We start from the raw sequence: 26,708 nt of genomic DNA on the forward strand, positions 1-26,708 counted from the left end.
CCCAAACCTTGGTTACAGATTGAGCTTTAGCCTTTGAAGACATCTTTTCCAGCTCAACTGCTTAAAAGAGATAGGGAAAATGTTATGGGTGTAGGAATATAAAGAGAGAGCAATAAGATGATAGATAATAAGAAGCGTCCAGGAAAAGATCTTGATCGCATAGACCGTAATATCCTTAATGAATTGCAGAAAGACGGCCGTATTTCTAATGTGGAATTATCCAAACGAGTAGGGTTATCACCAACTCCTTGTCTGGAGCGTGTACGTCGTTTAGAGCGTCAGGGTTTTATTTCTGGTTATACGGCGTTGTTGAATCCTCACTACCTGGATGCATCATTGCTGGTATTCGTTGAAATCACCCTGAATCGCGGAGCAGCAGATGTTTTTGAGCAGTTCAATACTGCCGTACAAAAACTTGAAGAAATTCAAGAGTGTCATTTAGTTTCTGGAGATTTTGACTACTTACTGAAAACACGTGTACCAGATATGTCTGCGTACCGTAAATTGCTGGGTGAAACCCTGCTACGCCTTCCGGGTGTTAACGATACTCGTACTTATGTAGTTATGGAAGAAGTGAAACAGAGTAACCGTCTGGTAATTAAGACTCGTTAAGCTTTTGTCTACAATGTACAGTGTATAGATGCAAAACAGGAAAAAGTTAGGTACACTCCTGTTTATGCATACAGTTTCAACGCTGAGCTGCCCTCAGCGTTGTTCCGTTTAATCTACAGGAAAACCTGGAGAGCCTTTCTTGAACCAGGAATATACAGAAGACAAACGTGTTAAATTAAAAAGAGTCAGCAGTGGCCGCAGGCTTCTGGAAGCCATTCTGTTGGTTATTGCTATATGTGCCGTCTACTTAATGGTAGCACTTGTCAGTTTTCACCCTTCCGATCCCAGCTGGTCCCAAACTGCCTGGCATGAGCCTGTCCATAATTTAGGTGGCAGTGTTGGTGCGTGGTTATCAGACATACTATTTTCCGCATTCGGTATTCTTGCCTATGCAGTCCCGCCATTGATCTTTTTAGGGTGTTGGAATGCTTTCCGTCAGAAAGATAGGCAAGAGTATGTAGATTTTTTCACGCTCGCATTACGTATTATTGGTGCTTTGGCACTTATCCTGACTTCATGTGGTTTAGCAGAACTTAATATTGATGATTTCAATGATTTTGCGTCAGGTGGTGTAGTTGGCAGTTTATTCAGTAACGCTGTTTTGCCGTGGCTCAATATTCTGGGTACGACTCTGGCCCTGCTTGGTATTTGGATTATCGGATTTACGCTATTTACTGGCTGGTCCTGGCTTACTATTGCAGAAAAAATTGGCGCTTGTATTCTCGATTCAATTAGCTTTGTGCTTAATCGTAGCCGTCCTGAATCTGAATATGATGAAGAACAGGAAGAACTGGCACTGGAAAAAGAAGCGGTATCCGCTTCCTCTGGAACTGAAGAAGAATCCGGTCATAATGGGAATAAACCTGCTACCACTGACACTATGCAGAATTCAGGTACTTTCGATGAAGACGATGCGTTGTTGGCAACACCAACGGTAACAGAATTAGCGAATATTAACTCAAAGCAGCCAGAAAGCGAAGAATCAGAAGAAAGCCTTTCTCCTGTCAGTATTTCATCTGAAAGCATTGCATCTGAGAGTGCTTCATCTGAACCTCTGGTTTCTATTGTTCCGGAAACAGCTCAGGTTATATCAGAGCAGGCTGAGAATACTCAGGAAGCAGAACCTACCCGTTATACATTTGAACTGCCGGGTGATGAGCAAGTAAGGAATATAACCGCAGAGTTCAGTAATGCATCGCATACTGTGCCGGAATCTGACTTATCTCCAGCCAATATTCATTCAGCTACAGTGGATACAGCGCAGGATATTCTAGCTGTGTCGCCATCACCTGATAATGGAGATGAGTTACAGCTTCCTGCCACAACTTCTGCTGTGTCAGTAAGAAATCCCCAGGTAAAACAAGGTATTGGTCCCGAGATGCCGAGGCCGAATCCAGTACGGATACCGACTCGCCGTGAATTATATGGCGTTAAAGTTCCTTCTCATCGTTTGGCTGAACATTTGCAGCGAAAAGAAAAAGAGAGACAGGAAGAGCTCAATGCTGAGGCTGAAGAACAGAAAATGGATGCGCAACAACAAGATATGCTGCGCCAGCAATTTCTTGATCAGCAACGTGAGCGTTACGGCAGTGATGTTGAAAAAGAGCCTAAAGAGAATGCAGAGCTGTCTAACTATGCTCAAAACGAGACTATTCTTGATAGCACATATGACGATACAGCGGTAGAGGCTCCAGTTGAGCGACCTATCAGTAATGTTGACGAGCAGGCAGAGCAGGAAGAAATGTTGCGGGAAGCATTTGAGCAGCAGCAGAGTGAGCGCTACCAAAACCAGACTACCGCTTTCCAACAGCCTGAAAAATCGGTGTTTGAATATCTTTCACAAATTGATAGTTCAGATAAATCAGAACCGACAGAGCCACTATTTATGCCTTCTGAGTTCAGACCGGTAGAAGATATTGCACAACCAGAACAGGAAAAAAATGTTCCGCCTGTTTCAAGTGTTTCAGCAACTTCTCCTGTTCCGAGTGCTTCACATGAGGCAGAAATCCGGCATAATTTTGCGCAGCAACCGCAGCAACCGCAGCAACCGCAGCAACCGCAGCAACCGCAGCAACCGCAGCAACCGCAGCAACCGCAGCAACCGCAGCAACCGCAGCAAAGCCTGTTCCATCCATTTTTGGTGCGTAATGATCAACCATTACCTAAACCAACTACACCGATGCCTTCTCTTGATCTTCTGGCTGCTCCGCCAGCAGAAGAAGAACCTGTCGACATGTTCGCTCTGGAACAGACTTCACGTTTAATTGAATCCCGCCTGAACGATTATCGGGTTAAAGCTGATGTTGTCGGGTTTTCGCCTGGCCCTGTGATTACCCGGTTCGAGCTGGACCTGGCTCCCGGAGTTAAAGCTTCGCGTATTTCCAATTTATCCCGTGATCTTGCTCGTTCACTTTCGGCTGTAGCTGTCAGGATTGTAGAGGTTATACCGGGACTGCCTTACGTCGGTCTGGAATTACCTAATAAAAAACGTCAGACCGTTTATTTGCGAGAAGTATTGGACTGTGAAAAATTCCGTGATAACCCCTCTCCTTTAACCATCGTTTTAGGGAAAGATATCGGGGGGCAGCCTGTTGTGGCTGATTTAGGGAAGATGCCGCACTTACTGGTTGCAGGGACGACCGGTTCGGGTAAATCTGTGGGGGTTAATGCGATGATCCTCAGCATCCTGTATAAAGCAAAACCCGAAGATGTTCGCTTTATCATGATCGACCCGAAAATGCTTGAACTGTCTGTTTATGAAGGCATACCTCATCTGTTGACTGAAGTCGTTACAGATATGAAAGATGCTGCTAACGCATTACGCTGGTGTGTTAATGAAATGGAACGCCGTTATAAACTGATGTCAGCTTTAGGTGTGCGCAATATTGCAGGTTATAACGATAAGATCAAACAGGCAGAGCAAATGGGCCGTCCTATTCCTGATCCATTCTGGAAACCCGGTGACAGCATGGATGTGGAACACCCTGTTCTGAAAAAAGAGCCTTATATCGTTGTGATGGTCGATGAGTTTGCCGACCTAATGATGACAGTAGGGAAAAAAGTAGAAGAGTTGATTGCCCGTCTGGCCCAGAAAGCAAGGGCTGCTGGTATCCATCTGGTGCTGGCAACCCAGCGTCCTTCTGTTGATATTATTACAGGTCTGATTAAGGCTAATATTCCCACGCGAATTGCCTTCACCGTTTCCAGTAAAATTGATTCCCGTACTATTCTTGATCAGGGAGGTGCAGAATCACTGCTTGGTATGGGGGATATGCTTTATTTAGCGCCAAATTCATCTATTCCTGTACGTGTTCACGGGGCTTTCGTGCGTGATCAGGAAGTTCATGAAGTTGTTAATGACTGGAAAGCACGTGGTCGCCCTCAATATATTGATAGTATTATTAAAGGGGGTGAAGATGGCGAAGGCGGTTTGGGATTGGATAGTGATGAAGAGTTGGATCCTCTGTTCGATCAGGCGGTAGAATTTGTGATTGAAAAACGTCGGGTGTCTATTTCCGGAGTACAACGCCAATTCCGCATTGGCTATAACCGGGCAGCCCGTATCGTAGAACAGATGGAAGCTCAGCAAATTGTCAGTACGCCGGGTCATAATGGTAATCGTGAAGTTTTAGCTCCTCCGCCACACGAACACTGATAATAATATGAATTGAAGGTACTCACACATGAAAAAACTGATGTTGATTGGCTGTCTGATGATGGGATTGAGCGTGAGTTCTGCATGGGCTGATGCTGCCCATGATTTGCAGGAACGTTTGAGTAAGGTAAATAGCTTTCATGCAAATTTTACCCAGACAGTTACCAGTAATGATGGCTCAGCGATTCAAAATGGTGAAGGTCAACTTTGGGTTAAACGCCCTAATTTGTTTAACTGGCATATGACATCACCTGATGAAAGTACTTTGATTTCTGACGGTAAGACATTGTGGTTTTATAATCCCTTTGTCGAACAAGTTACGGCCAATTGGCTGAAAGATGCTACGGGGAATACGCCATTTATGTTGATTGCCCGTAATGATTCAGCTGATTGGAAACAATACAAAGTGACCCAAAATGGTAATCATTTTGAGTTGACACCTAAGAGTGCTAGCAGGAATCTTAAGTATTTTTCAATCACAGTGACACCAGATGGCACTATTCAGAAATTTACTGCTGTTGAACAAGATGGACAGAAAAGTGCTTATCAGTTGAAAGGACAGCAGAACACGAGTGTAGATGCGTCAAAATTTAAATTCACTCTGCCAGAAGGTGTGACACTGGACGATCAACGCCAGTGAGGTTTAATTGAACAATCTTTCTCTTGATTTTTCACAGAATGAATTTCAGCCATTGGCCGCAAAAATGCGGCCAATCACGTTAGATCACTATATTGGTCAGCAACATTTATTAGCGGAAGGTAAACCTCTACCGAGAGCTATTCGTGCGGGTCAACTCCATTCTATGATTTTATGGGGACCACCTGGCACGGGAAAGACCACATTAGCTGAAATCATTGGTTATTATGCGCAGGCAGATATTGAACGTATTTCTGCGGTGACTTCTGGTATCAAAGAGATCCGGGAATCCATCGAAAAAGCACGGCAAAATCGCAATGCAGGTCGTAGAACAATTCTATTTGTTGATGAAGTTCACCGATTTAATAAAAGCCAGCAAGATGCATTTCTGCCACATATTGAAGATGGCACAATTACATTTATTGGTGCTACAACCGAAAATCCCTCCTTTGAATTAAATTCAGCTCTGTTATCACGGGCACGAGTCTATTTACTGAAATCCCTTTCGCCAGCAGAAATAGAACAAGTGCTGACTCAGGCCATAAATGATAAAGAACGTGGTCTTGGTGGACAAAATATTGTGTTGCCGGAAGATACCCGGCAGATACTCGCAGAGCTGGTAGCCGGTGATGCGCGCCGTTCACTGAATCTGCTGGAAATGATGTCAGATATGGCAGAAATTGATGCGAAAGGTCAGCGGACTCTGACAATTGAACTACTGAAAGAGGTCAGTGGGGAAAGAAGTGCACGCTTTGATAATAAAGGTGACAGATATTACGATTTAATATCGGCCTTACATAAATCAATTCGCGGTTCAGCACCAGATGCTGCACTTTATTGGTATGCGCGGATCATTACTGCCGGCGGTGATCCACTTTATGTTGCCCGACGTTTACTGGCGATAGCTTCTGAAGATGTTGGTAATGCAGATCCTCGTGGGATGCAGGTAGCCATTGCTGCATGGGATTGTTTCACGCGTGTCGGAGCCACAGAAGGAGAGCGGGCCATTGCGCAGGCGATTGTTTATCTTGCCTGTGCCCCTAAAAGCAATGCTGTTTATACTGCATTTAAAGCGGCTATGGCCGATGCTCAGGAGAAGCCTGATTATGATGTCCCGGCTCATTTGCGTAATGCCCCAACGAAGCTGATGAAAGAAATGGGATATGGTGAAGCATACCGTTATGCGCATGATGAGCCTAATGCTTATGCCGCTGGAGAGATTTATTTTCCGCCTGAGATGCAAAAGACAACTTATTACCATCCGACTAACAGAGGATTGGAAGGTAAAATCGGTGAAAAATTAAACTGGCTAATGGCGCAGGATCAAAATAGTCCAATAAAACGCTATCGTTAATGTGGCTGATACGGTAATGTTGGTATGTTAAAAAACCTCTATCAGTCTGCTTAGTCTAGACTGATTTTATTACTGTTTTACCAATAACTTTTTTCTCAATAACAAACAAGCACAGGAATAGCATGCTCGATCCAAATATGCTGCGTAATGAGCTAGACGCAGTCGCCGAAAAACTGGCTCGCAGGGGTTATACCCTTGATGTGGAGACGGTGCGTAAACAAGAAGAGCGCCGTAAAGTTTTACAAGTTGAAACTGAAACCCTGCAAGCAGAACGTAATTCCCGATCGAAATCTATTGGTGCAGCGAAAGCCCGTGGTGAGGATATTGAACCACTGCGTCAGGAAGTAAATCAATTGGGAGAAAAGCTGGATACAGCAAAAGCGGAATTGGAAGCATTACAGGTTGAGATCCGTGATCTTGCACTGAGTATGCCGAATATTCCTGATGATTCTTCTCCTGATGGTAAAGATGACAGCGATAACGTAGAGATCAGCCGTTGGGGTGAGCCGCATCAGTATAATTTTGAAGTGAAAGATCACGTATCATTGGGTGAATTGACTGATGGTCTTGATTTTGCGGCAGCAGTGAAATTAACTGGTGCGCGTTTTGTGGTAATGAAAGGCCAGATTGCCCGTTTGCACCGTGCATTGGCGCAGTTTATGCTGAATTTGCATACTGAACAACATGGTTATCTGGAAACCTATGTTCCTTATTTGGTCAACCATGACACTCTGTTTGGTACAGGTCAGCTGCCTAAATTTGGTGAAGATTTATTCCATACTAAAGCGCTGGAAGAAGAATCTGGTAGTAACTATGCGCTGATCCCGACTGCGGAAGTACCGGTGACTAACTTAGTGCGTGGTGAAATTCTGGATGAGAAAGATCTTCCTTTGAGAATGACGGCACATACGCCTTGTTTCCGATCTGAAGCGGGTTCTTATGGTCGTGATACCCGTGGCCTGATCCGTATGCACCAGTTTGATAAAATCGAGCTGGTTCAGATTGTCCATCCTGAGAAATCAATGGAAGCACTGGAAGAACTGACGGGACATGCGGAAAAAGTATTGCAGTTACTAAACCTGCCGTACCGTAAGATGTTGTTGTGTACCGGAGATATGAGTGCAAGTTCAAGAAAAACTTACGATTTGGAAGTGTGGCTACCGGCCCAGAATACTTATCGTGAAATTTCATCTTGTTCTAACATGTGGGATTTTCAGGCTCGTCGTATGCAGTCTCGTTTCCGCAGTAAAGATGATAAGAAAACCCAGCTGGTACATACACTGAATGGCTCAGGTCTGGCTGTTGGTCGTACTCTGGTTGCAGTGATGGAAAACTATCAGCAGGAAGATGGCCGAATTGAAGTTCCGGCAGTATTACGCCCTTATATGAATGGACTGGAATATATTGGTTAATAACTGATTATTCTAAGTAATAAAAAAGCGCCTAGTGAGGCGCTTTTTTATTTAATGACATATACGTTTTTAGTTAGAGAAAAATAATAAACACTGAAATAGCGCTTATTATAGATATTGAAAGAAAAAACTTTAGACAATTAAATCTGATTGTGTTTGTTTTTCTTCCTGTGCATAAAAAATGCTGCGGTACGTTGTATAATAAACAATAAGGCTCATGGGCAAGGTAATAATGAAGCCTAAAAGTAAGGGGATCGCTGATGCAAACATCATAATACCCATGAGTAAGAAAAACAGAAAACCACCCAATAAATTTTTCTTTACAGCACTCAGACTCATTGACACTGCGTCACCAAATTTCAGATTATTGATAATAATCAGTGCAGGGGCAAACCAGATAAACGCAAGAGCAATAATGGCGAAAACACAGAACACAAGACACGCCCACATAAAAGAAGGGATAGCCTGAATCAATAGTAATGGGTCTGGATTTACCTCTTGAGAGGCTAAAATAAAATCGATCATGCCAAAGCCTGCAATAAAAATAGCAGCAATGATTCCAAGTGCACATATTCCTATGTAAAGAGCACCAACAGCAACCAGTGAACCTAATTTTTCTTTAAATCCGTAAAAGAGTAAATCTATCTTAAAGTCCCCTGTAGTCCTCTGTTTTTCAGCAGCAGCGATAACACCAGCAACAAGTACCGGACCAAATAAACCCACTAAAAAATTAATAAATGGAATAAAATTCAATACTGAAATAATGGCGAAATAGACTAATGTAAACAGTATCCACTGTAATGGATTTGCTTCCAGGCATCGCCAATCCATTCAGTTGCAGCACCAGCACCTACAGCCTGACCTTCACGAATGAAAATTTCTTTTTCTTTAGTTAGGGAAATATTACCTTCCCCAGAGTTGAGTTCGAGATCTTGATTATTCATTTTTTTCGCTTTATTTGATTGAATGATAATTTCCAAATTAAATATTAACTAAATCCATCCTGGAAGATTTCTGGATAAGTTAGGTAGAATTGTTCCATGAAAGCCATTAATCAACAAGGGTTAATTTATTTCCGATTAAAGGATTATCATTCTATTTTTCATTTATATTGAGGAATAAGATTATTTAATATTTTAGGTTAATGCCCTTTGTATTAAAGTGGGTATTTACTATATAAGTTATTTTAAATCAGTACTATTTCAAGATAATTTCATATGAAACTAGTAGTTAGATAATCATATAATATAATTTTTCATTTAAAATTTATTTGATTTTCAGATTAAATGTAATTAAAACGCCTTTATGATCGGATGGCCATACTCCTTTTGGTGTTACAAATTTATCATCCGAAGATTCTTTAACCCTTTGGCTTTTAACTATGCTACTGGAAGGGCCGACAATGAACGCATCTTTCACCAGTAACTGTGGGCTAGGATAGTAAAAAATATAATCAATCCGATCACGTTCATCTGCTTTTGGTGCCCAGGTAAGCTTATTGATTGCGACATCTGGATTATTTGCTACCCAAGTAAAACCGGGATATTTAACTGGATCAGGGTATTTAGTGCGATAGGTATCAAGATAGCCAGCTTCGGCTAGTAATTTGGTACTTGTCCAAGGAACGATAGCTCCATGATGATCAAATAGTTCTTTGGTTGCCTCAGTCCAATCCAGCCAGGAAGGCTCATTAAAATCACCAGCCATGATAACGATTTTTTTATTATTAAGTTCATTCTTAGCATCAGGGATAAATGCCTGAATTGAAGCAGGGCGTCCAGAATTATTATTTACATTCAAGATATCGTTTAGATTAGTATCAGGGCCATTTGGTAGTTCACTCCAGTTATTTGCATCATATCCTCTGGGTAGGTAAGTGGCATAATTGTGGTAATCTAAATGCCCTGCATAAAACTCAATATTTTCTCCACTTATATTAATTGATGCTTTTGTAAAGCTATTAATATCACTATGTTGATTAATAGGATATTTCGAAAGAATACCGACATCATTTCCTGATCTATAAGTATAATATTTATAGCCTTTATCATTAAGACTTTTTGATAACTGTGAAGTAAAATCAGAATGATAGTTTCTTACTTCACTAAGTGAAATAATATCGGCGTTTGAGTTTATAATTGTATTTACTATTCCACCATAACCTCCTGTAACTTGAGTTCCTTCCTGCCAGATATTTAATGTAAGAGCTTTTAGTTGAATATTATTGTTCTTATCTGCGATATCAAAAATGACAGGATGACTTAGTTGATTGTCATTTTTTCCTTTGAGTAAAAAAGCAATATAGCGTCCGGGGCTTAGTGTGTTGGCATTCAGGGAGTATATTCCTTTTTTTCCAATAATATATTTCAATTTATATGGTCTACTAGTGGAGTCCTGATACCAGGAATCACTACCTGAAGAGTTTAGACGGGCATTGGAAGTAGCTTTAAATTTCCAGATCCCAATCCAATTTTTATATCTAGTCGTTGTTTCATTGTAACTTAATAAAATTTTATCATTAGAATGGTATATTTGTTTATCTGACTTTAATTCTGTTTCACTTGCTTGTGTACTCAAAGAAATAAAAAAGGTATAAGCTGCTAAAATAGAAATGATTATATTCCTCATTGGGTAGCCCTCTTGTGTGTAAAAATTAAATTTATTTACTCGCCAAATATGAAGGATGATTTATGTATTATTGGCTGATTTTCTATAACTATTAACTAGTATAGTTTATGAGGGAAATAAGGCAGGAAAATGTCAAAATTTAAACTAAACGATAGTTAAATAAAAGGATATCTGGGGCAAAAAACTGGCTGCAATTTATGATTGAGCCAGTAGTTATTTATTTTGAGAAATAATAAATATGCACCTAATCCAATGGGTTTTGAGTTATATCGCAACCCGCCGGGGATTACTTGAAAGCCGATGAGTCTATTTAATTAATAAATAACCTGATGGCCATAGCTCATCAGAATTTCTTTTACTCTTTCCATCGTCTCTTTCGACGGTGGTTTTACGTCTTCCAGCTTATATTCTTCACCCATAGCAACCCATTTATGTTTACCCAGTTCATGATAGGGAAGTAACTCAATTTTTTCGATGTTCTTCATATCCTTGGTGAACTCTCCCAGCATATGGACAGATTTGTCATCATCCGACCATCCGGGAACAACGACATAACGGATCCACGTTTTTTGATTGCGTTTTGCCAGATAACGGGCAAATTCGAGTGTTCTATGATTGGAAACACCAACCAGTTCCCGATGAATATCATCGTTAAGGTGTTTCAGATCCAGCATGACTAAATCAGTATCATCCAGTAGCTCATCAATTACCGGCTCATACCGTCGGACAAAGCCATTAGTGTCTAAACAGGTATGAATCCCCTCGGCGTGGCAAGCCCTGAACCAGTCACGAACGAATTCAGCCTGAAGGATTGCTTCCCCACCTGAAGCTGTCACTCCACCTCCGGAGGCATTCATAAAATGACGATAAGTTGTCGCTTCTTTTATAAGTTCTTCGACTGTTACCGCTTTACCAGTGTGAGTGTCCCATGTATCGCGATTATGGCAATAAAGGCAACGCATCAGGCAACCCTGAAAAAATACAATAAAACGAATACCCGGGCCATCAACGGTTCCGCAGGATTCAAAAGAGTGGATACGGCCAAGTACGGGCATGGGAAGATCTCTCCAAAAACTGACAGGATAATAAAGGCCCCGATTGCAAAGGGGCCTTGAAGTGTATGCTGTTTCATTTCATCAAAATTGTCTTATTAAAACAATGACATTTTTGAGGTAATACGCAGCAGGATGTTTACATTGTCTGGGTAAATGTACGGGTAATCACATCCTGTTGCTGTTCTTTAGTCAGAGAGTTAAAGCGTACAGCATAGCCGGATACACGGATTGTCAATTGAGGATATTTCTCAGGATTTTCCATAGCATCCAGTAACATCTCGCGGTTCATGACGTTAACATTCAGGTGTTGGCCACCTTCAATATTGCTGGCTTCATGATGGAAATAACCATCCATCAGAGCTGCCAAGTTGGCTCTGCGCACGTCATCATTTTTACCTAACGCATTAGGCACGATGGAGAAGGTATAAGAAATACCATCTTTTGCGTAAGCAAATGGCAGTTTAGCCACTGAAGTCAGTGAAGCAATTGCCCCTTTCTGGTCACGGCCATGCATTGGGTTAGCACCCGGACCGAATGGTGCACCTGCACGACGTCCATCTGGCGTGTTACCGGTTTTTTTACCATAAACAACGTTAGAAGTAATAGTTAACACAGACTGAGTTGGAGTTGCATTGCGATAGGTTTGTAACTTCTGAATTTTCTTCATGAAGCGTTCAACCAAATCACAAGCGATATCATCAACACGCGCGTCATTATTACCAAACTGTGGATATTCACCTTCAATTTTGAAATCAACAGCCAGACCGTTTTCGTCACGGATTGGGGTTACTTTTGCATATTTGATCGCGGACAAAGAATCGGCTGCTACAGATAATCCTGCAATACCACATGCCATCGTACGGTGAACATCACGATCATGAAGTGCCATTAAAGAAGCTTCATAGCTGTATTTATCATGCATATAGTGGATGATATTCAGCGCGGTGACATACTGTTTTGCCAGCCAGTCCATAAAGTGATCCATACGTTCGGTGACGGTGTCATAATCCAAAACGTTATCTTTTATTGGCTCTTCTTTTGGACCAACCTGCATTTTCAGTTTTTCATCCATACCGCCGTTGATGGCATACAGCATGGTTTTTGCCAGGTTTGCGCGGGCACCGAAGAACTGCATTTGTTTACCAACAATCATCGGGCTGACACAACATGCAATAGCATAGTCATCGCTGCTGAAATCAGGACGCATCAGGTCATCGTTTTCATATTGCAGAGATGAAGTATCAATGGATACTTTTGCCGCGTATTTTTTGAAATTAGCAGGCAATTTTTCAGACCACAGGATGGTCATGTTAGGTTCCGGAGATGGTCCCATTGTGTACAGGGTATTCAGGAAACGGAAACTGTTTTTGGTAACAAGAGTACGACCATCCAGGCCCATACCAGCGATAGATTCAGTTGCCCAAATTGGGTCGCCGGAGAACAGTTCATCGTATTCTGGAGTACGCAGGAAACGAACCATACGCAGTTTCATGACCAAATGGTCGATCAGTTCTTGCGCATCTTGCTCTGTCAGTTTTCCTGCCTGTATATCACGCTCGATGTAGATATCCAGAAAACTGGATACACGACCGAAAGACATCGCAGCACCATTTTGGGATTTTACTGCCGCCAGATAAGCGAAATAAGTCCACTGTACTGCTTCTTTGGCATTAGTCGCCGGGGCAGAGATATCGTAGCCATATTTAGCTGCCATCTCTTTAATCTGGCCTAGAGCGCGATACTGTTCTGAAATTTCTTCACGCAGGCGGATAGTTGCTTCAAGGTCTTCACCGTTTTCCAGTTTTTCCTGCAATGAAGTGAATTGTGCATATTTTTCATCACGCAGAAAATCAATACCGTACAGAGCAACACGACGGTAATCACCGATGATACGACCACGACCGTAAGCATCTGGAAGACCTGTCAATACACCTGATTTACGGCATTTCAGAATATCAGGGGTATAAACATCAAATACACCCTGATTGTGAGTTTTACGGTATTCAGTAAAAATTTGTTTCAGTTTCGGATCCAGCTCCCGATCATATGCCTTGCAGGAACCTTCAACCATTTTGATCCCGCCGAATGGGATAATGGCACGTTTCAGAGGCGCTTCAGTTTGCAGGCCAACAATTTGTTCCAGAGTTTTTTCAATATAACCAGCATCATGGGAGGTTATTGTAGATGCAACGTTAGTATCAAAATCAACCGGCGCATGAGTGCGGTTTTCAATTTTGATACCTTCCATGACTTTTTCCCACAAAATATCTGTCGCTTTTGTGGCACCCGCAAGGAATGATTCATCACCTTCATACGGAGTATAGTTTTTCTGAATAAAGTCACGAACATTGACTTCATTTTGCCAGTTACCCTCGTTAAAGCCTTGCCATGCTACGGAGAATTTTTCATTTAACTCGGACATGATATTTTTACCTTTTAACAGTAGAACTTGTAAAAAATTGGGTGTGGAAGCAAATGAAGATCAGCGGCTGCCACGTAAATAAATGAACCAGTAAGTCAACCCAACCAATATCGAACCGCCGATGATGTTACCCATCGTTACAGGGATCAGATTATCAGTAATGAAATTTGAAATTGTCAGTTGGGGAAATTGCTCTGGTGTTGCTCCGACTTTTTCCCAAAACTCAGTTGGAGCGAATTCTTTAATAACAATCCCGAAAGGAATTAAAAACATGTTAGCAATGCTGTGTTCAAAGCCGCTGGCAACGAACATACCAATTGGCAGAATTAATGCAGATAATTTATCAATAAGGCTGCGGCCTGCGTAGCTCATCCAGACGGCAAGGCATACCATCAGGTTAGCCAGAATGCCTAAGCACAAAGCCTCGACAAAGGTATGGTGCATTTTGTGGTCAGCGACCTGTAATACATTCAGCCCCCAGAAACCATTGGCAACGGCATATTGGCCTGACAGCCACATCAAGGTGACAAAGAACAGGGCACCGATCAGATTACCGATATAAACGTGTAGCCAGTTTCTGAACATTTGTGACCAGGTAATACGGCCGGTTGCTTTCGAAACAATAGTTAACACTGTGGAAGTGAAGAGGTCGACACCAAATACGACGACCAGCATCAGCCCTAAAGAGAAACATACTCCACCGGTTAATTTTGCTAAACCATAGGGAATAGAAGAAGTTCCTGTTGTAGCCGTAATATAAAAAACAAATGCAATGGAAATAAATACACCAGCCATAATTGCTGATAAATAAGTCACTGCTGGATTTTTGTTGACTTTATAGACACCACTATCATCAGCAATTTGTGCCATTACAGCAGGTGGAAATAGGTTAAAAGTGTCGTCAGTTTTCATACTAACACTCTCTTTATCTTAGGTTAATTATAGCACGTAATGATAGTAACAAACGGACACTGACATGAATTTGATATGGATCATATTAAATTGAAAGTTCAGTGATATATGACCAGCTAAATAACGTTTTTCGATTCTAACAAATTGATTTTTAAATTAAAAATATTTTTTAAAATTTATAAAAAAATTTTATATAAGGAATTCGGTGTGAAATAGACGAAAGGTAAAATAACAGGTTAAATTGTCATTTATTTGTTATTTTAAATAAAATTCAATTTAACCTGATTTTTACTTTTGTTAATTAGTAAGCATTAATTTAACAGTTTATATATTTCAGATTATTTACACCAAAAAGTGCGTTTAGCTTTTTGTAGTTTTTCATAAGCATTTAATAATGCCTGATGAGCGGGTAATGCTTTTAATTCTGAATCGACAGACCACAGCCCGTGGAAACAATTTTTACCAGTTAGAGCTGAAGAGGCGGCATCAACTGTATCCTGACCATACATTTTGACAAATGCCTGATAATACTGGCTTGGATTACGATCTTCTTCCTGGTTTAATAGCAGCAATGTATGTAGGCAGCGATAATAATTTGCTCTTTCGGCGGTGAAGACAGAAGAGTTGAAATCTTGTGTCCACTCAACCCAGATCAGAGCTTGCTCCAGATCATTACCAGCCAGCGCCAGCATAGATTTTAGTTCACCAATCCTTAAATTACTCCAGCCATTGTCTTTATCTGAGGCGATCCCTAACAATTCGCGAACACGGGTAAAATCATCCAGCCCTTCTTCGTCTATCTGCTCAAGAAACGCCAGATACTCTTCAGGCTGCCACTGGCTATCCGGTAAGGCCAGAATGGTATCACGCAGGTGAGTTCCCATCGTATTATTAGCAATGTGCAAATCTTCAACCGGATAAATATCTGACATCCCCGGTACCAGAATACGGCAGGCATAAACACCAAGATGCTCATAGTCAGCAATATAGACTTCGGCACTCAGAGTATTGAAAATGCCCATCAGGGTTGCAAATTCTTCTTCGGTTGTACCACTGAAATTCCAGTCGGCAAATTCGTAATCAGCATCCTGTTTGAACAGATCCCAGCTGATTGCTCCGCTTGAGTCAATGAAATGGGTTTCGAGATTAGTGTGCTCAGAAACTTCTTCATCATCAAAAGTTGGTGCAGTGAAGACATCCAGATCTTTCAGGCTGCGACCCTGTAAAAGCTCAGTGACGGTACGCTCCAGTGCAACGCCAAATTCAGGATGAGCACCAAAAGAGGCGAAACAGGTACCGTTATTCGGGTTAAACAGAACAACGCAGATAACCGGGAAATGACCGCCCAGAGAAGCATCGTAGCAATAAAGCGGGAAGCCTTCTTCCTGTAATTTATTGACTGATGCTACAACGCCGGGATAGCGATCCATGATAGTCTGCGGAATTTCAGGCAGGCTAATGCATTCTGCGATGATGCGGTTTTTCACATAACGTTCGAATACCTCGGACAGCCCCTGAACACGGGCTTCATTCTTGGTATTACCGGCTGACATGCCATTTGAAACATACAGGTTCCCAACAATGTTCATTGGAATATAGACGGTTTCATGATCAGACTGGCGGGTAAACGGCAGAGCACAGATCCCTCGTTCTTCATTACCAGACTGTAAATCAACCAGCTGGCTGGCATAAAGTTCATTATCCGGGTTGTAAAAACGGTGCAGATGTTCGTCCAGAATACCTGCTGGCAGGGAATCATCTTCAGGTAAAGGGAACCATTTTTCGTTCGGGTAATGAACAAAATCGCCCTGAGCTACGGCTTTACCAAGATAAAAATCAGCGAAAAAATAGTTAGTTGATAGACGTTCAAAGTATTCACCTAACGCAGAGGCCAATGCCGCTTTTTTACTGGCTCCTTTGCCGTTAGTAAAACAGAGTGGGCAGTCACGATCACGGATATGTACTGACCAGACATTAGGAACAGGGTTCAGCCATGAGGCTTCTTCAATATTGAAACCCAGTGTGCTCAGTTTCTGTTGGAAATTATTAATAGAGTCTTCTAATGCGGCATCTTTGCCTGGAATGTAGGTCTGCGTCATCATTATTCACTTTGATTTCTGTAAAGAGTTACATATCATACGGCGTTTTTTTTGTCTCCTCTATTTAATTCCCAAAAATTATTGTTAATTAGAGTTTATTTATTTCCCCAATACATACTAGAATAGCTTTTTTTACAAGAGGTTGAATGATGAAAAGTATTAAAAAAACAGCAATAGCCAGCTTTTTGGCTTTAGTCAGCGGTTCTGCATTTGCACTGCCAAACATTACTGTTCTGGCAACGGGTGGCACAATCGCTGGTGGTGGTGAGTCTGCAACTAAATCCAGCTACACTGCGGGTCAAGTCGGTGTTGATTCATTGCTGAATGCTGTTCCTGCTATCAAAAATATTGCTAATCTGCAAGGCGAGCAGGTTGTTAGCATCGGTTCTCAGGACATGAACGATCAGGTTTGGCTGACTCTGGCGAAAAAGATCAATGCAGACTGTGATAAAACTGACGGTTTTGTCATCACCCACGGTACTGATACCATGGAAGAAACTGCTTATTTCCTCGATCTGACCACTCAGTGTCATAAACCTATCGTAATGGTTGGCGCAATGCGTCCATCAACGGCTCTGGGTGCTGACGGTCCATTGAACCTCTATAATGCTGTTGTTGTAGCGTCAGATAAAGATTCTGCAAACCGTGGTGTTTTACTTGCTATGAATGATTCTGTAATTCATGGACGTGACATCGGTAAACTGAGCACAACTGAAGTTCAGGCTTTCCAGGCCGTGAACGCAGGCCCACAAGGCTTCATTCATAACGGTAAAGTAAACTACTACTCTGCAGCACCAGTGAAAGCAGATAAAGCTGTTTTTGATGTCAGCAAACTGACTGAACTGCCAAAAGTAGGTATTGTGTATAACTACTCTAATGCTTCCGATTTGCCGGTTAAAGCATTTGTAGAGAATGGTTATAAAGGTATTATCAGTGCTGGCGTTGGTAACGGTAACATCTATAAGTCTATTCTGGACTCTTTGTCACAAGCAGCTAAAGATGGTGTTGTTGTTGTTCGTTCCAGCCGTATTCCTTTCGGTTTCACTACTCAGAATGCTGAAGTCAATGACAGCAAATACGGTTTTGTTGCATCAGAACGCCTGAACCCTCAGAAAGCTCGCGTTCTTCTGCAATTGGCTCTGACTCAGACTGCTGACACAGCAAAAATTCAGGAAATGTTTTCTAAATATTAATTCCTGAATTAAATATACAGAAAGGTGCTTTTAGGCGTCTTTCTGTTTTTTAATGTCCTTCATTAATGTGTTGAATTTTTTATAACGTAGGAATTATAAGGTTATTGTTTTTGTTCTTTTAAATATGTTTTCTTCTCATTGTACATAGAGCCAAAAAGAAAGTTTATATTTTAACTTAATAAAACATGTGGTTTATTTTTAATTATCTCAGATTAACAGAGTATGCCTAATTGATATTTTATTATGATTAATTTAAACCCGTGTTACATATAATTTGATAGTAATGTTCTTATTTAAATAGGCTGGGTTTATATAATCAGAACGATAGTATTTCGGAGTAATAGTTGAATGTATTTTATTTAATTCCTGAGTTTTTGAGTATAAACAATGTGTTCAAGATGTGTTGCATGAGCAAGGGAGAGAATCCCCGGTAGCCATTATGATTTAGTTGGTAACAATCTAGTAATAACCATTGCAGAGGTAGAGCGGGAGTGATAAAACCAATACATCCGATTTTATTGTATCCGTAATGATAGGGTGGAGTTAATGAGTCAGGTATATAATTTCAGTGCTGGTCCAGCCATGTTACCAGCAGAAGTATTACGTCGTGCAGAGCAGGAACTTTGTAACTGGCATGGACTGGGAACATCCGTTATGGAAATCAGTCATCGCAGTAAAGAGTTTATGTCGGTTGCGTCCGAAGCAGAAAAAGATCTCCGGGATTTATTATCGATACCTGAAAATTACAAAGTCCTGTTCTGTCATGGTGGTGCCCGTGGTCAGTTTTCAGCTCTACCATTAAATCTGCTTGGTGATAAAACGTCAGCAGACTATATCGTTGGCGGTTATTGGGCAGAAAGTGCAGCTAAAGAAGCCGCAAAATATTGTACACCCAATGTCATTAATATTCTTACTGAAACAGATGGCGTTAAAAGTGTGAAACCAATGAGTGAATGGGATTTGAGTAATGATGCAGCTTATGTGCATTATTGCCCTAATGAAACCATTGGTGGTATTGCTATTTTTGAAGAGCCTGATTTTGGTGATGATAAAATTGTTGTTGCTGATTATTCTTCAACCATTCTTTCCGCACCCATTGATGTGAGCCGCTATGGTGTTATTTATGCAGGTGCCCAGAAAAACATTGGTCCGGCAGGGATTACCGTCGTTATTATTCGTGAAGATTTATTGGGTAAGGCCCATAAGCACACGCCATCCATTCTGGATTACACCGTACAGGTGAACAACGATTCTATGTATAACACACCACCAACATTTGCATGGTATCTCTCCGGTATGGTGTTCAAGTGGCTGAAAGAGCAGGGTGGATTACAAGAAATCAAGAAACGCAATCATGCCAAAGCGAAATCTCTGTATCAGGCGATTGATAACAGTGATTTTTATATCAACGGTGTTGCGCCACAAAACCGCTCTATTATGAATATACCTTTCCAGTTAGCTAATCCTGCTCTCGACGGTAAGTTTTTAGAAGAAGCCCATGCGCATGGTTTGCATGCATTGAAAGGGCACAAAGTTGCCGGAGGTGCCAGAGCTTCAATTTATAATGCGATGCCTCATGAAGGGGTACTGGCATTGGTTGAGTTTATGGCTGATTTTGAACGCCGTAATGCATAATGATTTTCTTTATCGGGGGGATGAATCCCCCGATATGAATCTTTTAAATCGATAACTAATTAAAAATACAAGAATTACCAACCGGAGTCCTGCCGTTTATGCAATCCCTGACGTTACAACCCATCTCTCACATTCATGGAACTATTAACTTACCCGGCTCTAAAAGTGTTTCCAATCGTGCGTTGTTACTTGCTGCTCTTGCTCAGGGAACAACATGCCTGACCAATTTATTGGATAGTGATGATATTCGCCATATGCTCAATGCGTTAACAGCACTGGGTATTACTTATCGGCTATCTGAAGATCGTACTACCTGTGAGGTTGATGGTATTGGTGGAGTAATAACCGATAAAAATGAGCTGGAACTGTTTTTGGGAAATGCAGGAACAGCGATGCGCCCACTGGCTGCGGCATTGTGTCTCGGAAATAATGACATAGTGTTAACCGGTGAGCCACGGATGAAAGAGCGTCCGATTGGTCATTTAGTGGAGGCTTTATGTCAGGCTGGGGCAAAAATTGACTATCTTGAGCAGGAAAATTACCCACCAGTGCGAATTAGAGGTGGTTTCTCAGGTGGAAAAGTGACTGTTGATGGCAGTGTTTCCAGTCAATTTCTGACCGCATTACTAATGGCCGCTCCTTTAGCATTAAATGATAGCGAAATTGATATCAAAGGAGATTTGGTTTCTAAACCATACATTGATATTACGCTGGCATTAATGAACAGTTTCGGGGTAACTGTAGAAAATGATCACTATCAGGTTTTTCGGATCAAAGGGCAACAGAAGTACCAGTCTCCCGGGCGCTATCTGGTTGAAGGTGATGCTTCTTCCGCATCATATTTTCTTGCTGCCGCAGCAATTAAAGGCGGAACCGTGCGTGTTACAGGTATTGGTAAAAACAGTTTACAGGGTGATACAAAATTTGCCGATGTTCTGGAAAAGATGGGCGCGATCATACGTAAGGAAGATGATTTTGTAGAATGTGAACGTGGCACACTGACTGGTATCGATATGGATATGAATGCCATTCCTGATGCGGCCATGACTATCGCGACAACGGCATTGTTTGCTAAAGGTGAAACAGTCATCCGCAATATCTATAACTGGCGGGTAAAAGAGACTGATCGTCTTAATGCGATGGCAACAGAACTACGTAAAGTGGGAGCTGAAGTAGAAGAAGGGCATGATTACATTCGCATTATTCCACCAGCAAAACTTAACCATGCGGAAATTGAAACCTACAATGATCACCGGGTAGCAATGTGTTTTTCATTAGTGGCTCTTTCAGATACCCCTGTGACGATCCTTGATCCCGGCTGTACAGCCAAGACATTCCCCGATTATTTTAAGCAACTTAAATCTATCAGTGATACTCCTAGTGAAAATTGTTGATTAATGATGATGTATTTATTCCACTCATTCTCCGAGTAGGTATAATAAGCTCATATTTTTGCTGCTCGCTTATTGAGCAGTGTTCTGCATTAGGTGAGTGACCTGTTTTCTGTATAGGGAAATATTCTGTGTAGAAAAGAGCCGACAAGCGCCATGCAAAGCAAAAAGGAGGAGAATGAATGACGATAATAGCCCCGGTAATAACCGTTGATGGTCCGAGTGGTGCTGGCAAAGGAACTCTATGCCAGGCACTGGCTGAGGCATTGAATTGGCAATTACTTGACTCAGGAGCCATTTATCGCGTGCTGGCACTGGCAGCTATTCACCATCAGGTGGATATCAAGTCTGAAGACGCCCTGGTTCCTCTGGCTGCAAATCTGGATGTTCGCTTTGTCCCTGCAAACGGCAGGCTCAGGGTTATTCTCGAAGGTGAAGATGTCAGCAATGAAATCCGCACTGAAGCGGTTGGTAATACCGCTTCACAGACAGCAACATTTCCTCGTGTACGTGAAGCATTACTTCGTCGGCAGAGGGCATTTCGTCTTCTCCCGGGGCTGATTGCTGACGGACGTGATATGGGAACGGTTGTTTTTCCTGACGCACCCGTGAAAATTTTTCTTGACGCCAGTGCGGAAGAACGTGCCCGCAGGCGCATGTTACAGTTGCAGGAAAATGGTTTTAGTGTTAACTTTGAAAGCCTTTTGTCCGAAATACAGGAGCGAGATTTCCGCGATCGCAATCGGGCAGTTGCGCCGTTAGTGCCTGCACAGGATGCCTTAATACTGGATTCAACCAGTATGTCTATCGAAGAAGTCATTGATAAGGCACTAAATTATGCGAGAAATACATTAGCATTAACCGTTTAATCTGCGTATTTTCGCGTATAATGCTATTGCAACGGCACATCAAGACGATGTATATAGAATTCTGGTATGTGAGTAGTGAAATATGCTGGCATACTAAAACACCTTGTAACAGGGAATAGTTGCGAGGTATGTAAAACAACCCCATTCGGCCGGATGCTAGATGGACGTTAATTTAAAACCTTGAAGATCATTAAAATGACAGAATCTTTTGCTCAACTCTTTGAAGAATCCCTACAGACTATCGAAACTCGCCCAGGTGCAATCGTACGTGGTGTTGTAGTTGCTATCGATAAAGACGTTGTATTGGTCGACGCAGGTCTGAAATCAGAATCTGCGATTCCTGTAGAGCAATTCAAAAACGCTCAGGGCGAGCTGGAAATCCAGGTTGGCGATGAAATCGACGTAGCTCTGGATGCGGTAGAAGATGGTTTCGGTGAGACTATCCTGTCCCGTGAAAAAGCGAAACGTCATGAAGCATGGCTGATGCTGGAAAAAGCATACGAAGAAGCTGAAACTGTTACTGGTATTATCAACGGTAAAGTAAAAGGCGGCTTCACTGTAGAACTGAACGGTATCCGTGCGTTCCTGCCAGGTTCACTGGTTGACGTTCGTCCAGTTCGCGATACTGCTCACCTTGAAGGCAAAGAGCTTGAGTTCAAAGTCATCAAGCTGGATCAGAAACGCAATAACGTAGTTGTTTCCCGTCGTGCTGTTATCGAATCTGAAAACAGTGCAGAGCGTGATCAGCTGCTGGAAAACCTGCAAGAAGGCATGGAAGTTAAAGGTATCGTTAAGAACCTGACTGACTACGGTGCATTCGTTGATCTGGGCGGCGTTGATGGCCTGCTGCACATTACTGATATGGCTTGGAAACGTGTTAAACACCCAAGCGAAATCGTCAATGTGGGCGATGAAATCACAGTTAAAGTACTGAAGTTCGACCGTGAGCGTACTCGCGTATCTCTGGGTCTGAAACAACTGGGTGAAGATCCATGGGTAGCGATCGCTAAGCGTTACCCAGAAAGTACTCGACTGACTGGTCGCGTAACTAATCTGACTGACTACGGCTGCTTCGTTGAAATCGAAGAAGGCGTTGAAGGTCTGGTACACGTTTCAGAAATGGACTGGACTAACAAAAACATCCACCCATCCAAAGTTGTTAACGTTGGTGATGTTGTGGAAGTTATGGTTCTGGATATCGATGAAGAACGTCGTCGTATCTCCCTGGGTCTGAAACAGTGTAAATCCAACCCTTGGCAGCAATTTGCTGAAACTCACAACAAAAATGATCGTGTTGAAGGTAAAATCAAGTCAATCACTGACTTCGGTATCTTCATCGGTCTGGACGGCGGCATCGACGGTCTGGTTCACCTGTCTGACATCTCCTGGAACGTTGCAGGCGAAGAAGCAGTTCGTGAATACAAAAAAGGCGACGAAATTGCTGCTGTAGTTCTGCAAGTAGATGCAGAGCGTGAGCGTATCTCTCTGGGCATCAAACAACTGGCAGAAGATCCATTCAATAACTACCTGTCTGTAAACAAGAAAGGTGCTATTGTTAACGGTAAAGTAACTGCTGTTGATGCAAAAGGTGCTACAGTTGAATTAGCTGACGGTGTTGAAGGTTACCTGCGTGCATCAGAAGCTTCTCGTGACCGCATTGAAGATGCAACTCAAGTTCTGAACGTTGGCGATGCAGTTGAAGCTAAATACGTTGGTGTTGATCGCAAAAACCGCGTAATCAACCTGTCTGTTCGTGCGAAAGACGAAGCTGATGAAAAAGACGCTATCGCTTCTGTGAACAAGCAAGAAGACGCAAACTTTGCTAACAACGCAATGGCTGAAGCTTTCAAAGCAGCTAAAGGCGAATAATCTAAGTCAATAACGGCGGGTAATATTTTCGGTTACGATAATATTACCCGAACACGGTAGTTTAGGGAGGTACCATGACCAAGTCTGAATTAATTGAAAGACTTGCTGAGCAACAATCTCATATGCCGGCTAAAGCCGTTGAAGATGCAGTGAAAGAAATGCTTGATCATATGGCAGAAACTCTGGCCTCCGGTGAACGTATTGAAGTTCGCGGGTTCGGCAGCTTTTCTCTTCACTACCGAGCTCCGCGTGTGGGTCGTAATCCAAAAACAGGTGATAAAGTCGAATTGGACGGTAAATACGTTCCTCACTTTAAGCCAGGTAAAGAATTACGCGACCGCGTGAATATCTATGGCGACAGCTAAGATAAAAGTTATTACTTAATTGCTACGGCACCTTAGGGTGCCGTTCTTTTTTATTATTTTTTGTTTTTGCGATTATTCTCTCATCTTCTTCATGTATGTTCTTTCATTTGAAATTAACTTGCGAAGTGTTTCCAAAATAAACTTTATCTGACTGGCAGTATTACCCACCATCGAATAGTCTTTTCCGCATAAATGGAATTTAAATGCAGGGACAGATACGGATGCAGCAGGCTCTTCAGTTTCTTTTTTCTCCACTTTTTTCTATCTGGAGAAAACCATTATCTATTATCAGCCTAAACCAAGCAGCTATAGCCGTTGTATTGGGAATGCTCCCTCTTTTATTACTGCCAGAATTACCTCAACCACGAGAAATATTGTTCTTATCCATAGCCGCAATTGTTTTATGGTTGATTTCTTATAAATTAGGCCGACTTATTTCGCTGATATTATGGGGATTACTTTGGGGATGTTGGAATGGTCACCAAATTCTGGATCAAATAACCTATTTTAGCGATACGACAAGATCAGCAGTTATTATGGTTGACAGCGTATCATTAAATGAAACAGATGGAGATGAGAAACCACGTTATAGGATTAGGTTAATCGAGAGTGAGGGAAAATATATTTTTCCTGCTTTATATGCCTCAGTTTTATGGGATCCTTCAATACTGCAAAATTTCTCCACGCCACTTTGTGCTGGGCAAAAGTGGTTGGTCACAATGAAGCTCAGAGCTGTTCATGCCCAATTAAATCAAGGAAGTTATGACAGCCAGCGTTATGCGCTATCAATTCGCCAGCCGCTTAATGGCAAAATTACTAAAGCGAATTTATTGGATGATAATTGCAGTGTAAGACAGAGGTTAATCTATAAACTGATCCCGGAAATACACTTTCTGAAACATTCTGGTATTGCTCTTGCGCTTACATTTGGCGAAAGAGCATGGCTGGATAAACAAACTCGGTTATTGTTACAACAAACGGGAATTGCGCATTTGATGGCGATTTCAGGGTTACATGTTGCGATAGCTAGTTTATTTGGCTGGGCTTTTGCCAGGGGAATTCAGTTCTTGCTTCCCGCACCGTGGGTTGGATTTCGTTTCCCGCTTCTTGTCGGATGGCTAACGGCAATGTTATATGGATGGCTTTCCGGCTGGGGGCTTCCGGCTATCCGGGCAATGTTAGGGTTAACAGTCTGGATTTATTTGCGTTGCAGGAATCATTTTTGTTTTTCATGGCAGTGGGTTTTATGGAGTGCTGCGCTGATTTTACTTTTTGACCCACTGGCAATCCTTTCTGACAGCTTTTGGCTTTCATTTTTTGCAGTTGTAGCACTGTTATTCTGGTTTCATTGGATGCCTTTGCCTGAAAGAGTCCGTTATGGATGGCGCTGGGTCTGGTTGCGTGGATTACATATGCAATCGGGAATGATGCTTATGTTAATGCCGTTGCAACTTTTGCTATTTCAGGGGATCAATATTGCATCATTAATTGCGAATTTATGGGCTGTCCCGATAATCTCTTTTCTGACAGTTCCACTGATCATGTTGATATTGTTCAGTGTATTATTACCTTTTAGCCAGTTTCTTCAGCCACTTTTCTGGCAATTGGTTGATTACACTATTTCCGTTGCTTTAATGCCTTTGCCTGCATTTGTTCATTCATGGACTGAAACAGGCCATATTCCTTTCTTCATCACTTTTGCCGGCTGGATGTCCGTTGTTATCTGGCGTTTTGGCTGGTGGAAATCATATATAGGGTTGTTATGTGCTTTTGCCGGAATAACGATCTGTTATTTCAAGCGTGATGATGAATATCAATGGCGCTTTTCCATGTTGGATGTTGGTCATGGTTTGGCTATTGTTATTGATAAAGGAGGAAAGGCGATTTTATTCGATACAGGAAACCGCTGGGAGATGGGGAGTATGGCGGAAAAAGTTATCCAGCCTTACCTGCGTTGGCATCAACTAACTCCTGAACAAATTATCCTGAGCCATGATCATCTGGATCATACAGGCGGAGTGGAATATTTAATCGAAAAAAATCCGGATATTCATATTCGCAGCCCTTCCAGTAAATCAGAGCATTTACCCTGTGTTCGTGGTGAGCAATGGATATGGCAGGGATTAACTTTCCGGGTTATCTGGCCTCCGGAAAAGGCAGAAAATGTGGGTAATAATCAATCTTGTGTTATCCGCATTGATGATGGCAAGTATAGTTTATTATTAACAGGTGATTTGGAGAAACAGGCGGAATATCAGTTGATCGGGCTTGAAAAGGAAAATCTTAATTCGACTGTCTTACAGGTTCCCCATCATGGGAGTAATACTTCCTCTACAGCGGCATTTATACGTAGGGTCAGGCCTGAATATGCTTTAACTTCAGTGGCACGCTATAGTCCCTGGAAACTTCCTTCAATGAAAGTAAAAGACCGCTATAAAAGCGCTGGAATTCAATGGAATAGCACGGCAGTTTCAGGCCAGATTACCGGTTATGTTTATCATGATCACATTAAATTAGAAAGATACCGACAACAGTTAATGTCACGGTGGTATCATCAGTGGTTTGGTATTCGCGGTGATCATGAGTAGAATAAGCCGCTA

The 26,708-nt window shown here is 42.0% G+C and carries 19 protein-coding genes; 12 read left to right on the plus strand and 7 right to left on the minus strand.

What is annotated here, in order from left to right; genetic code table 11:
- Window positions 1-117 precede the first annotated feature (117 nt).
- The 5 genes from lrp to serS all read left to right on the plus strand — a co-directional run bounded on the left by lrp (window position 118) and on the right by serS (window position 7,670).
- A complete protein-coding gene (lrp, locus tag AACS90_RS20175) occupies window positions 118-612 on the plus strand; it encodes a leucine-responsive transcriptional regulator Lrp (protein WP_004256338.1) in 495 nt (164 codons plus the stop codon).
- A gap of 139 nt (window positions 613-751) precedes the next feature.
- Entirely contained in the window at window positions 752-4,267 is a 3,516-nt protein-coding gene (locus tag AACS90_RS20180; RefSeq protein WP_099121268.1) for a DNA translocase FtsK 4TM domain-containing protein, read from the plus strand.
- 28 nt (window positions 4,268-4,295) lie between these two features.
- The gene (lolA, locus tag AACS90_RS20185; RefSeq protein ID WP_099110688.1) at window positions 4,296-4,907 is read left to right on the plus strand and encodes an outer membrane lipoprotein chaperone LolA; all 612 of its coding nucleotides are present in this window, start codon (window positions 4,296-4,298) and stop codon (window positions 4,905-4,907) included.
- Between the two features lie 7 nt (window positions 4,908-4,914).
- Window positions 4,915-6,258 (plus strand): replication-associated recombination protein A, encoded by a 1,344-nt coding sequence (locus AACS90_RS20190; RefSeq protein ID WP_099121269.1) that lies wholly within the window; start codon window positions 4,915-4,917, stop codon window positions 6,256-6,258.
- A gap of 122 nt (window positions 6,259-6,380) precedes the next feature.
- Window positions 6,381-7,670: a serine--tRNA ligase gene (gene serS, locus AACS90_RS20195; protein ID WP_099121270.1), complete on the plus strand. Its 1,290-nt coding sequence runs from the start codon at window positions 6,381-6,383 to the stop codon at window positions 7,668-7,670.
- Between the two features lie 132 nt (window positions 7,671-7,802).
- On the opposite strand, the gene AACS90_RS20200 is transcribed toward serS, so the two are convergent.
- The 7 genes from AACS90_RS20200 to ycaO form a co-directional block, all read right to left on the minus strand.
- Window positions 7,803-8,501 carry a BPSS1780 family membrane protein gene (locus tag AACS90_RS20200; protein ID WP_241538202.1) on the minus strand — a complete coding sequence of 233 codons (699 nt, stop codon included), beginning with the start codon at window positions 8,499-8,501 and terminating at the stop codon, window positions 7,803-7,805.
- Window positions 8,447-8,614 carry a hypothetical protein gene (locus tag AACS90_RS20205; protein WP_241538203.1) on the minus strand — a complete coding sequence of 56 codons (168 nt, stop codon included), beginning with the start codon at window positions 8,612-8,614 and terminating at the stop codon, window positions 8,447-8,449. Before AACS90_RS20205 ends, AACS90_RS20200 begins: the two co-directional genes overlap by 55 nt.
- A gap of 322 nt (window positions 8,615-8,936) precedes the next feature.
- Window positions 8,937-10,298, minus strand: a complete 1,362-nt coding sequence (locus AACS90_RS20210; RefSeq protein ID WP_099121271.1) for an endonuclease/exonuclease/phosphatase family protein — start codon at window positions 10,296-10,298, stop codon at window positions 8,937-8,939.
- A 314-nt stretch (window positions 10,299-10,612) separates the two neighbouring features.
- Window positions 10,613-11,353: a pyruvate formate lyase 1-activating protein gene (gene pflA / locus AACS90_RS20215; RefSeq protein ID WP_099121272.1), complete on the minus strand. Its 741-nt coding sequence runs from the start codon at window positions 11,351-11,353 to the stop codon at window positions 10,613-10,615.
- A gap of 136 nt (window positions 11,354-11,489) precedes the next feature.
- Window positions 11,490-13,775, minus strand: coding sequence for a formate C-acetyltransferase (pflB, locus tag AACS90_RS20220; RefSeq protein WP_099121273.1), 2,286 nt, complete (start codon window positions 13,773-13,775; stop codon window positions 11,490-11,492).
- 60 nt (window positions 13,776-13,835) lie between these two features.
- Entirely contained in the window at window positions 13,836-14,687 is an 852-nt protein-coding gene (gene focA, locus AACS90_RS20225) for a formate transporter FocA (RefSeq protein WP_099121274.1), read from the minus strand.
- Window positions 14,688-15,025: 338 nt separating this feature from the next.
- Window positions 15,026-16,786: a 30S ribosomal protein S12 methylthiotransferase accessory factor YcaO gene (gene ycaO, locus AACS90_RS20230; protein ID WP_099121347.1), complete on the minus strand. Its 1,761-nt coding sequence runs from the start codon at window positions 16,784-16,786 to the stop codon at window positions 15,026-15,028.
- Window positions 16,787-16,935: 149 nt separating this feature from the next.
- On the opposite strand from ycaO, the gene ansB reads away from it, so the two are divergent.
- From ansB to AACS90_RS20265, 7 genes are all read left to right on the plus strand, one after another.
- Window positions 16,936-17,979: an L-asparaginase 2 gene (gene ansB / locus AACS90_RS20235; protein ID WP_099121275.1), complete on the plus strand. Its 1,044-nt coding sequence runs from the start codon at window positions 16,936-16,938 to the stop codon at window positions 17,977-17,979.
- Between the two features lie 546 nt (window positions 17,980-18,525).
- On the plus strand, window positions 18,526-19,614 hold the full coding sequence (serC, locus tag AACS90_RS20240; protein WP_099121276.1) for a 3-phosphoserine/phosphohydroxythreonine transaminase: 1,089 nt from the start codon (window positions 18,526-18,528) through the stop codon (window positions 19,612-19,614).
- 98 nt (window positions 19,615-19,712) lie between these two features.
- Entirely contained in the window at window positions 19,713-21,008 is a 1,296-nt protein-coding gene (gene aroA, locus AACS90_RS20245) for a 3-phosphoshikimate 1-carboxyvinyltransferase (RefSeq protein ID WP_099121277.1), read from the plus strand.
- A gap of 179 nt (window positions 21,009-21,187) precedes the next feature.
- Complete coding sequence (gene cmk / locus AACS90_RS20250; RefSeq protein ID WP_099110698.1) at window positions 21,188-21,874, plus strand: (d)CMP kinase; 687 nt, start codon at window positions 21,188-21,190, stop codon at window positions 21,872-21,874.
- Window positions 21,875-22,069: 195 nt separating this feature from the next.
- A complete protein-coding gene (gene rpsA, locus AACS90_RS20255) occupies window positions 22,070-23,743 on the plus strand; it encodes a 30S ribosomal protein S1 (RefSeq protein WP_099121278.1) in 1,674 nt (557 codons plus the stop codon).
- 74 nt (window positions 23,744-23,817) lie between these two features.
- A complete protein-coding gene (gene ihfB, locus AACS90_RS20260; protein ID WP_099110700.1) occupies window positions 23,818-24,108 on the plus strand; it encodes an integration host factor subunit beta in 291 nt (96 codons plus the stop codon).
- Between the two features lie 203 nt (window positions 24,109-24,311).
- Entirely contained in the window at window positions 24,312-26,696 is a 2,385-nt protein-coding gene (locus AACS90_RS20265; RefSeq protein WP_241538204.1) for a ComEC family protein, read from the plus strand.
- The last annotated feature ends 12 nt before the right edge of the window (window positions 26,697-26,708 follow it).

Origin of the sequence: Xenorhabdus sp. KK7.4 (assembly GCF_963876465.1) — a bacterium.
In the GTDB taxonomy this organism is placed as follows: Bacteria; Pseudomonadota; Gammaproteobacteria; order Enterobacterales; family Enterobacteriaceae; genus Xenorhabdus; species Xenorhabdus stockiae.

Coding starts and splice junctions, on each gene's coding strand:
- lrp (WP_004256338.1), top strand. CDS start 118: ATGATAGATAATAAGAAGCGTCCAGGAAAAGATCTTGATCGCATAGAC.
- lolA (WP_099110688.1), top strand. CDS start 4,296: ATGAAAAAACTGATGTTGATTGGCTGTCTGATGATGGGATTGAGCGTG.
- serS (WP_099121270.1), top strand. CDS start 6,381: ATGCTCGATCCAAATATGCTGCGTAATGAGCTAGACGCAGTCGCCGAA.
- AACS90_RS20200 (WP_241538202.1), bottom strand. CDS start 8,501: ATGGATTGGCGATGCCTGGAAGCAAATCCATTACAGTGGATACTGTTT.
- AACS90_RS20205 (WP_241538203.1), bottom strand. CDS start 8,614: ATGAATAATCAAGATCTCGAACTCAACTCTGGGGAAGGTAATATTTCC.
- AACS90_RS20210 (WP_099121271.1), bottom strand. CDS start 10,298: ATGAGGAATATAATCATTTCTATTTTAGCAGCTTATACCTTTTTTATT.
- pflA (WP_099121272.1), bottom strand. CDS start 11,353: ATGCCCGTACTTGGCCGTATCCACTCTTTTGAATCCTGCGGAACCGTT.
- pflB (WP_099121273.1), bottom strand. CDS start 13,775: ATGTCCGAGTTAAATGAAAAATTCTCCGTAGCATGGCAAGGCTTTAAC.
- focA (WP_099121274.1), bottom strand. CDS start 14,687: ATGAAAACTGACGACACTTTTAACCTATTTCCACCTGCTGTAATGGCA.
- ycaO (WP_099121347.1), bottom strand. CDS start 16,786: ATGACGCAGACCTACATTCCAGGCAAAGATGCCGCATTAGAAGACTCT.
- ansB (WP_099121275.1), top strand. CDS start 16,936: ATGAAAAGTATTAAAAAAACAGCAATAGCCAGCTTTTTGGCTTTAGTC.
- serC (WP_099121276.1), top strand. CDS start 18,526: ATGAGTCAGGTATATAATTTCAGTGCTGGTCCAGCCATGTTACCAGCA.
- aroA (WP_099121277.1), top strand. CDS start 19,713: ATGCAATCCCTGACGTTACAACCCATCTCTCACATTCATGGAACTATT.
- cmk (WP_099110698.1), top strand. CDS start 21,188: ATGACGATAATAGCCCCGGTAATAACCGTTGATGGTCCGAGTGGTGCT.
- rpsA (WP_099121278.1), top strand. CDS start 22,070: ATGACAGAATCTTTTGCTCAACTCTTTGAAGAATCCCTACAGACTATC.
- ihfB (WP_099110700.1), top strand. CDS start 23,818: ATGACCAAGTCTGAATTAATTGAAAGACTTGCTGAGCAACAATCTCAT.
- AACS90_RS20265 (WP_241538204.1), top strand. CDS start 24,312: ATGCAGGGACAGATACGGATGCAGCAGGCTCTTCAGTTTCTTTTTTCT.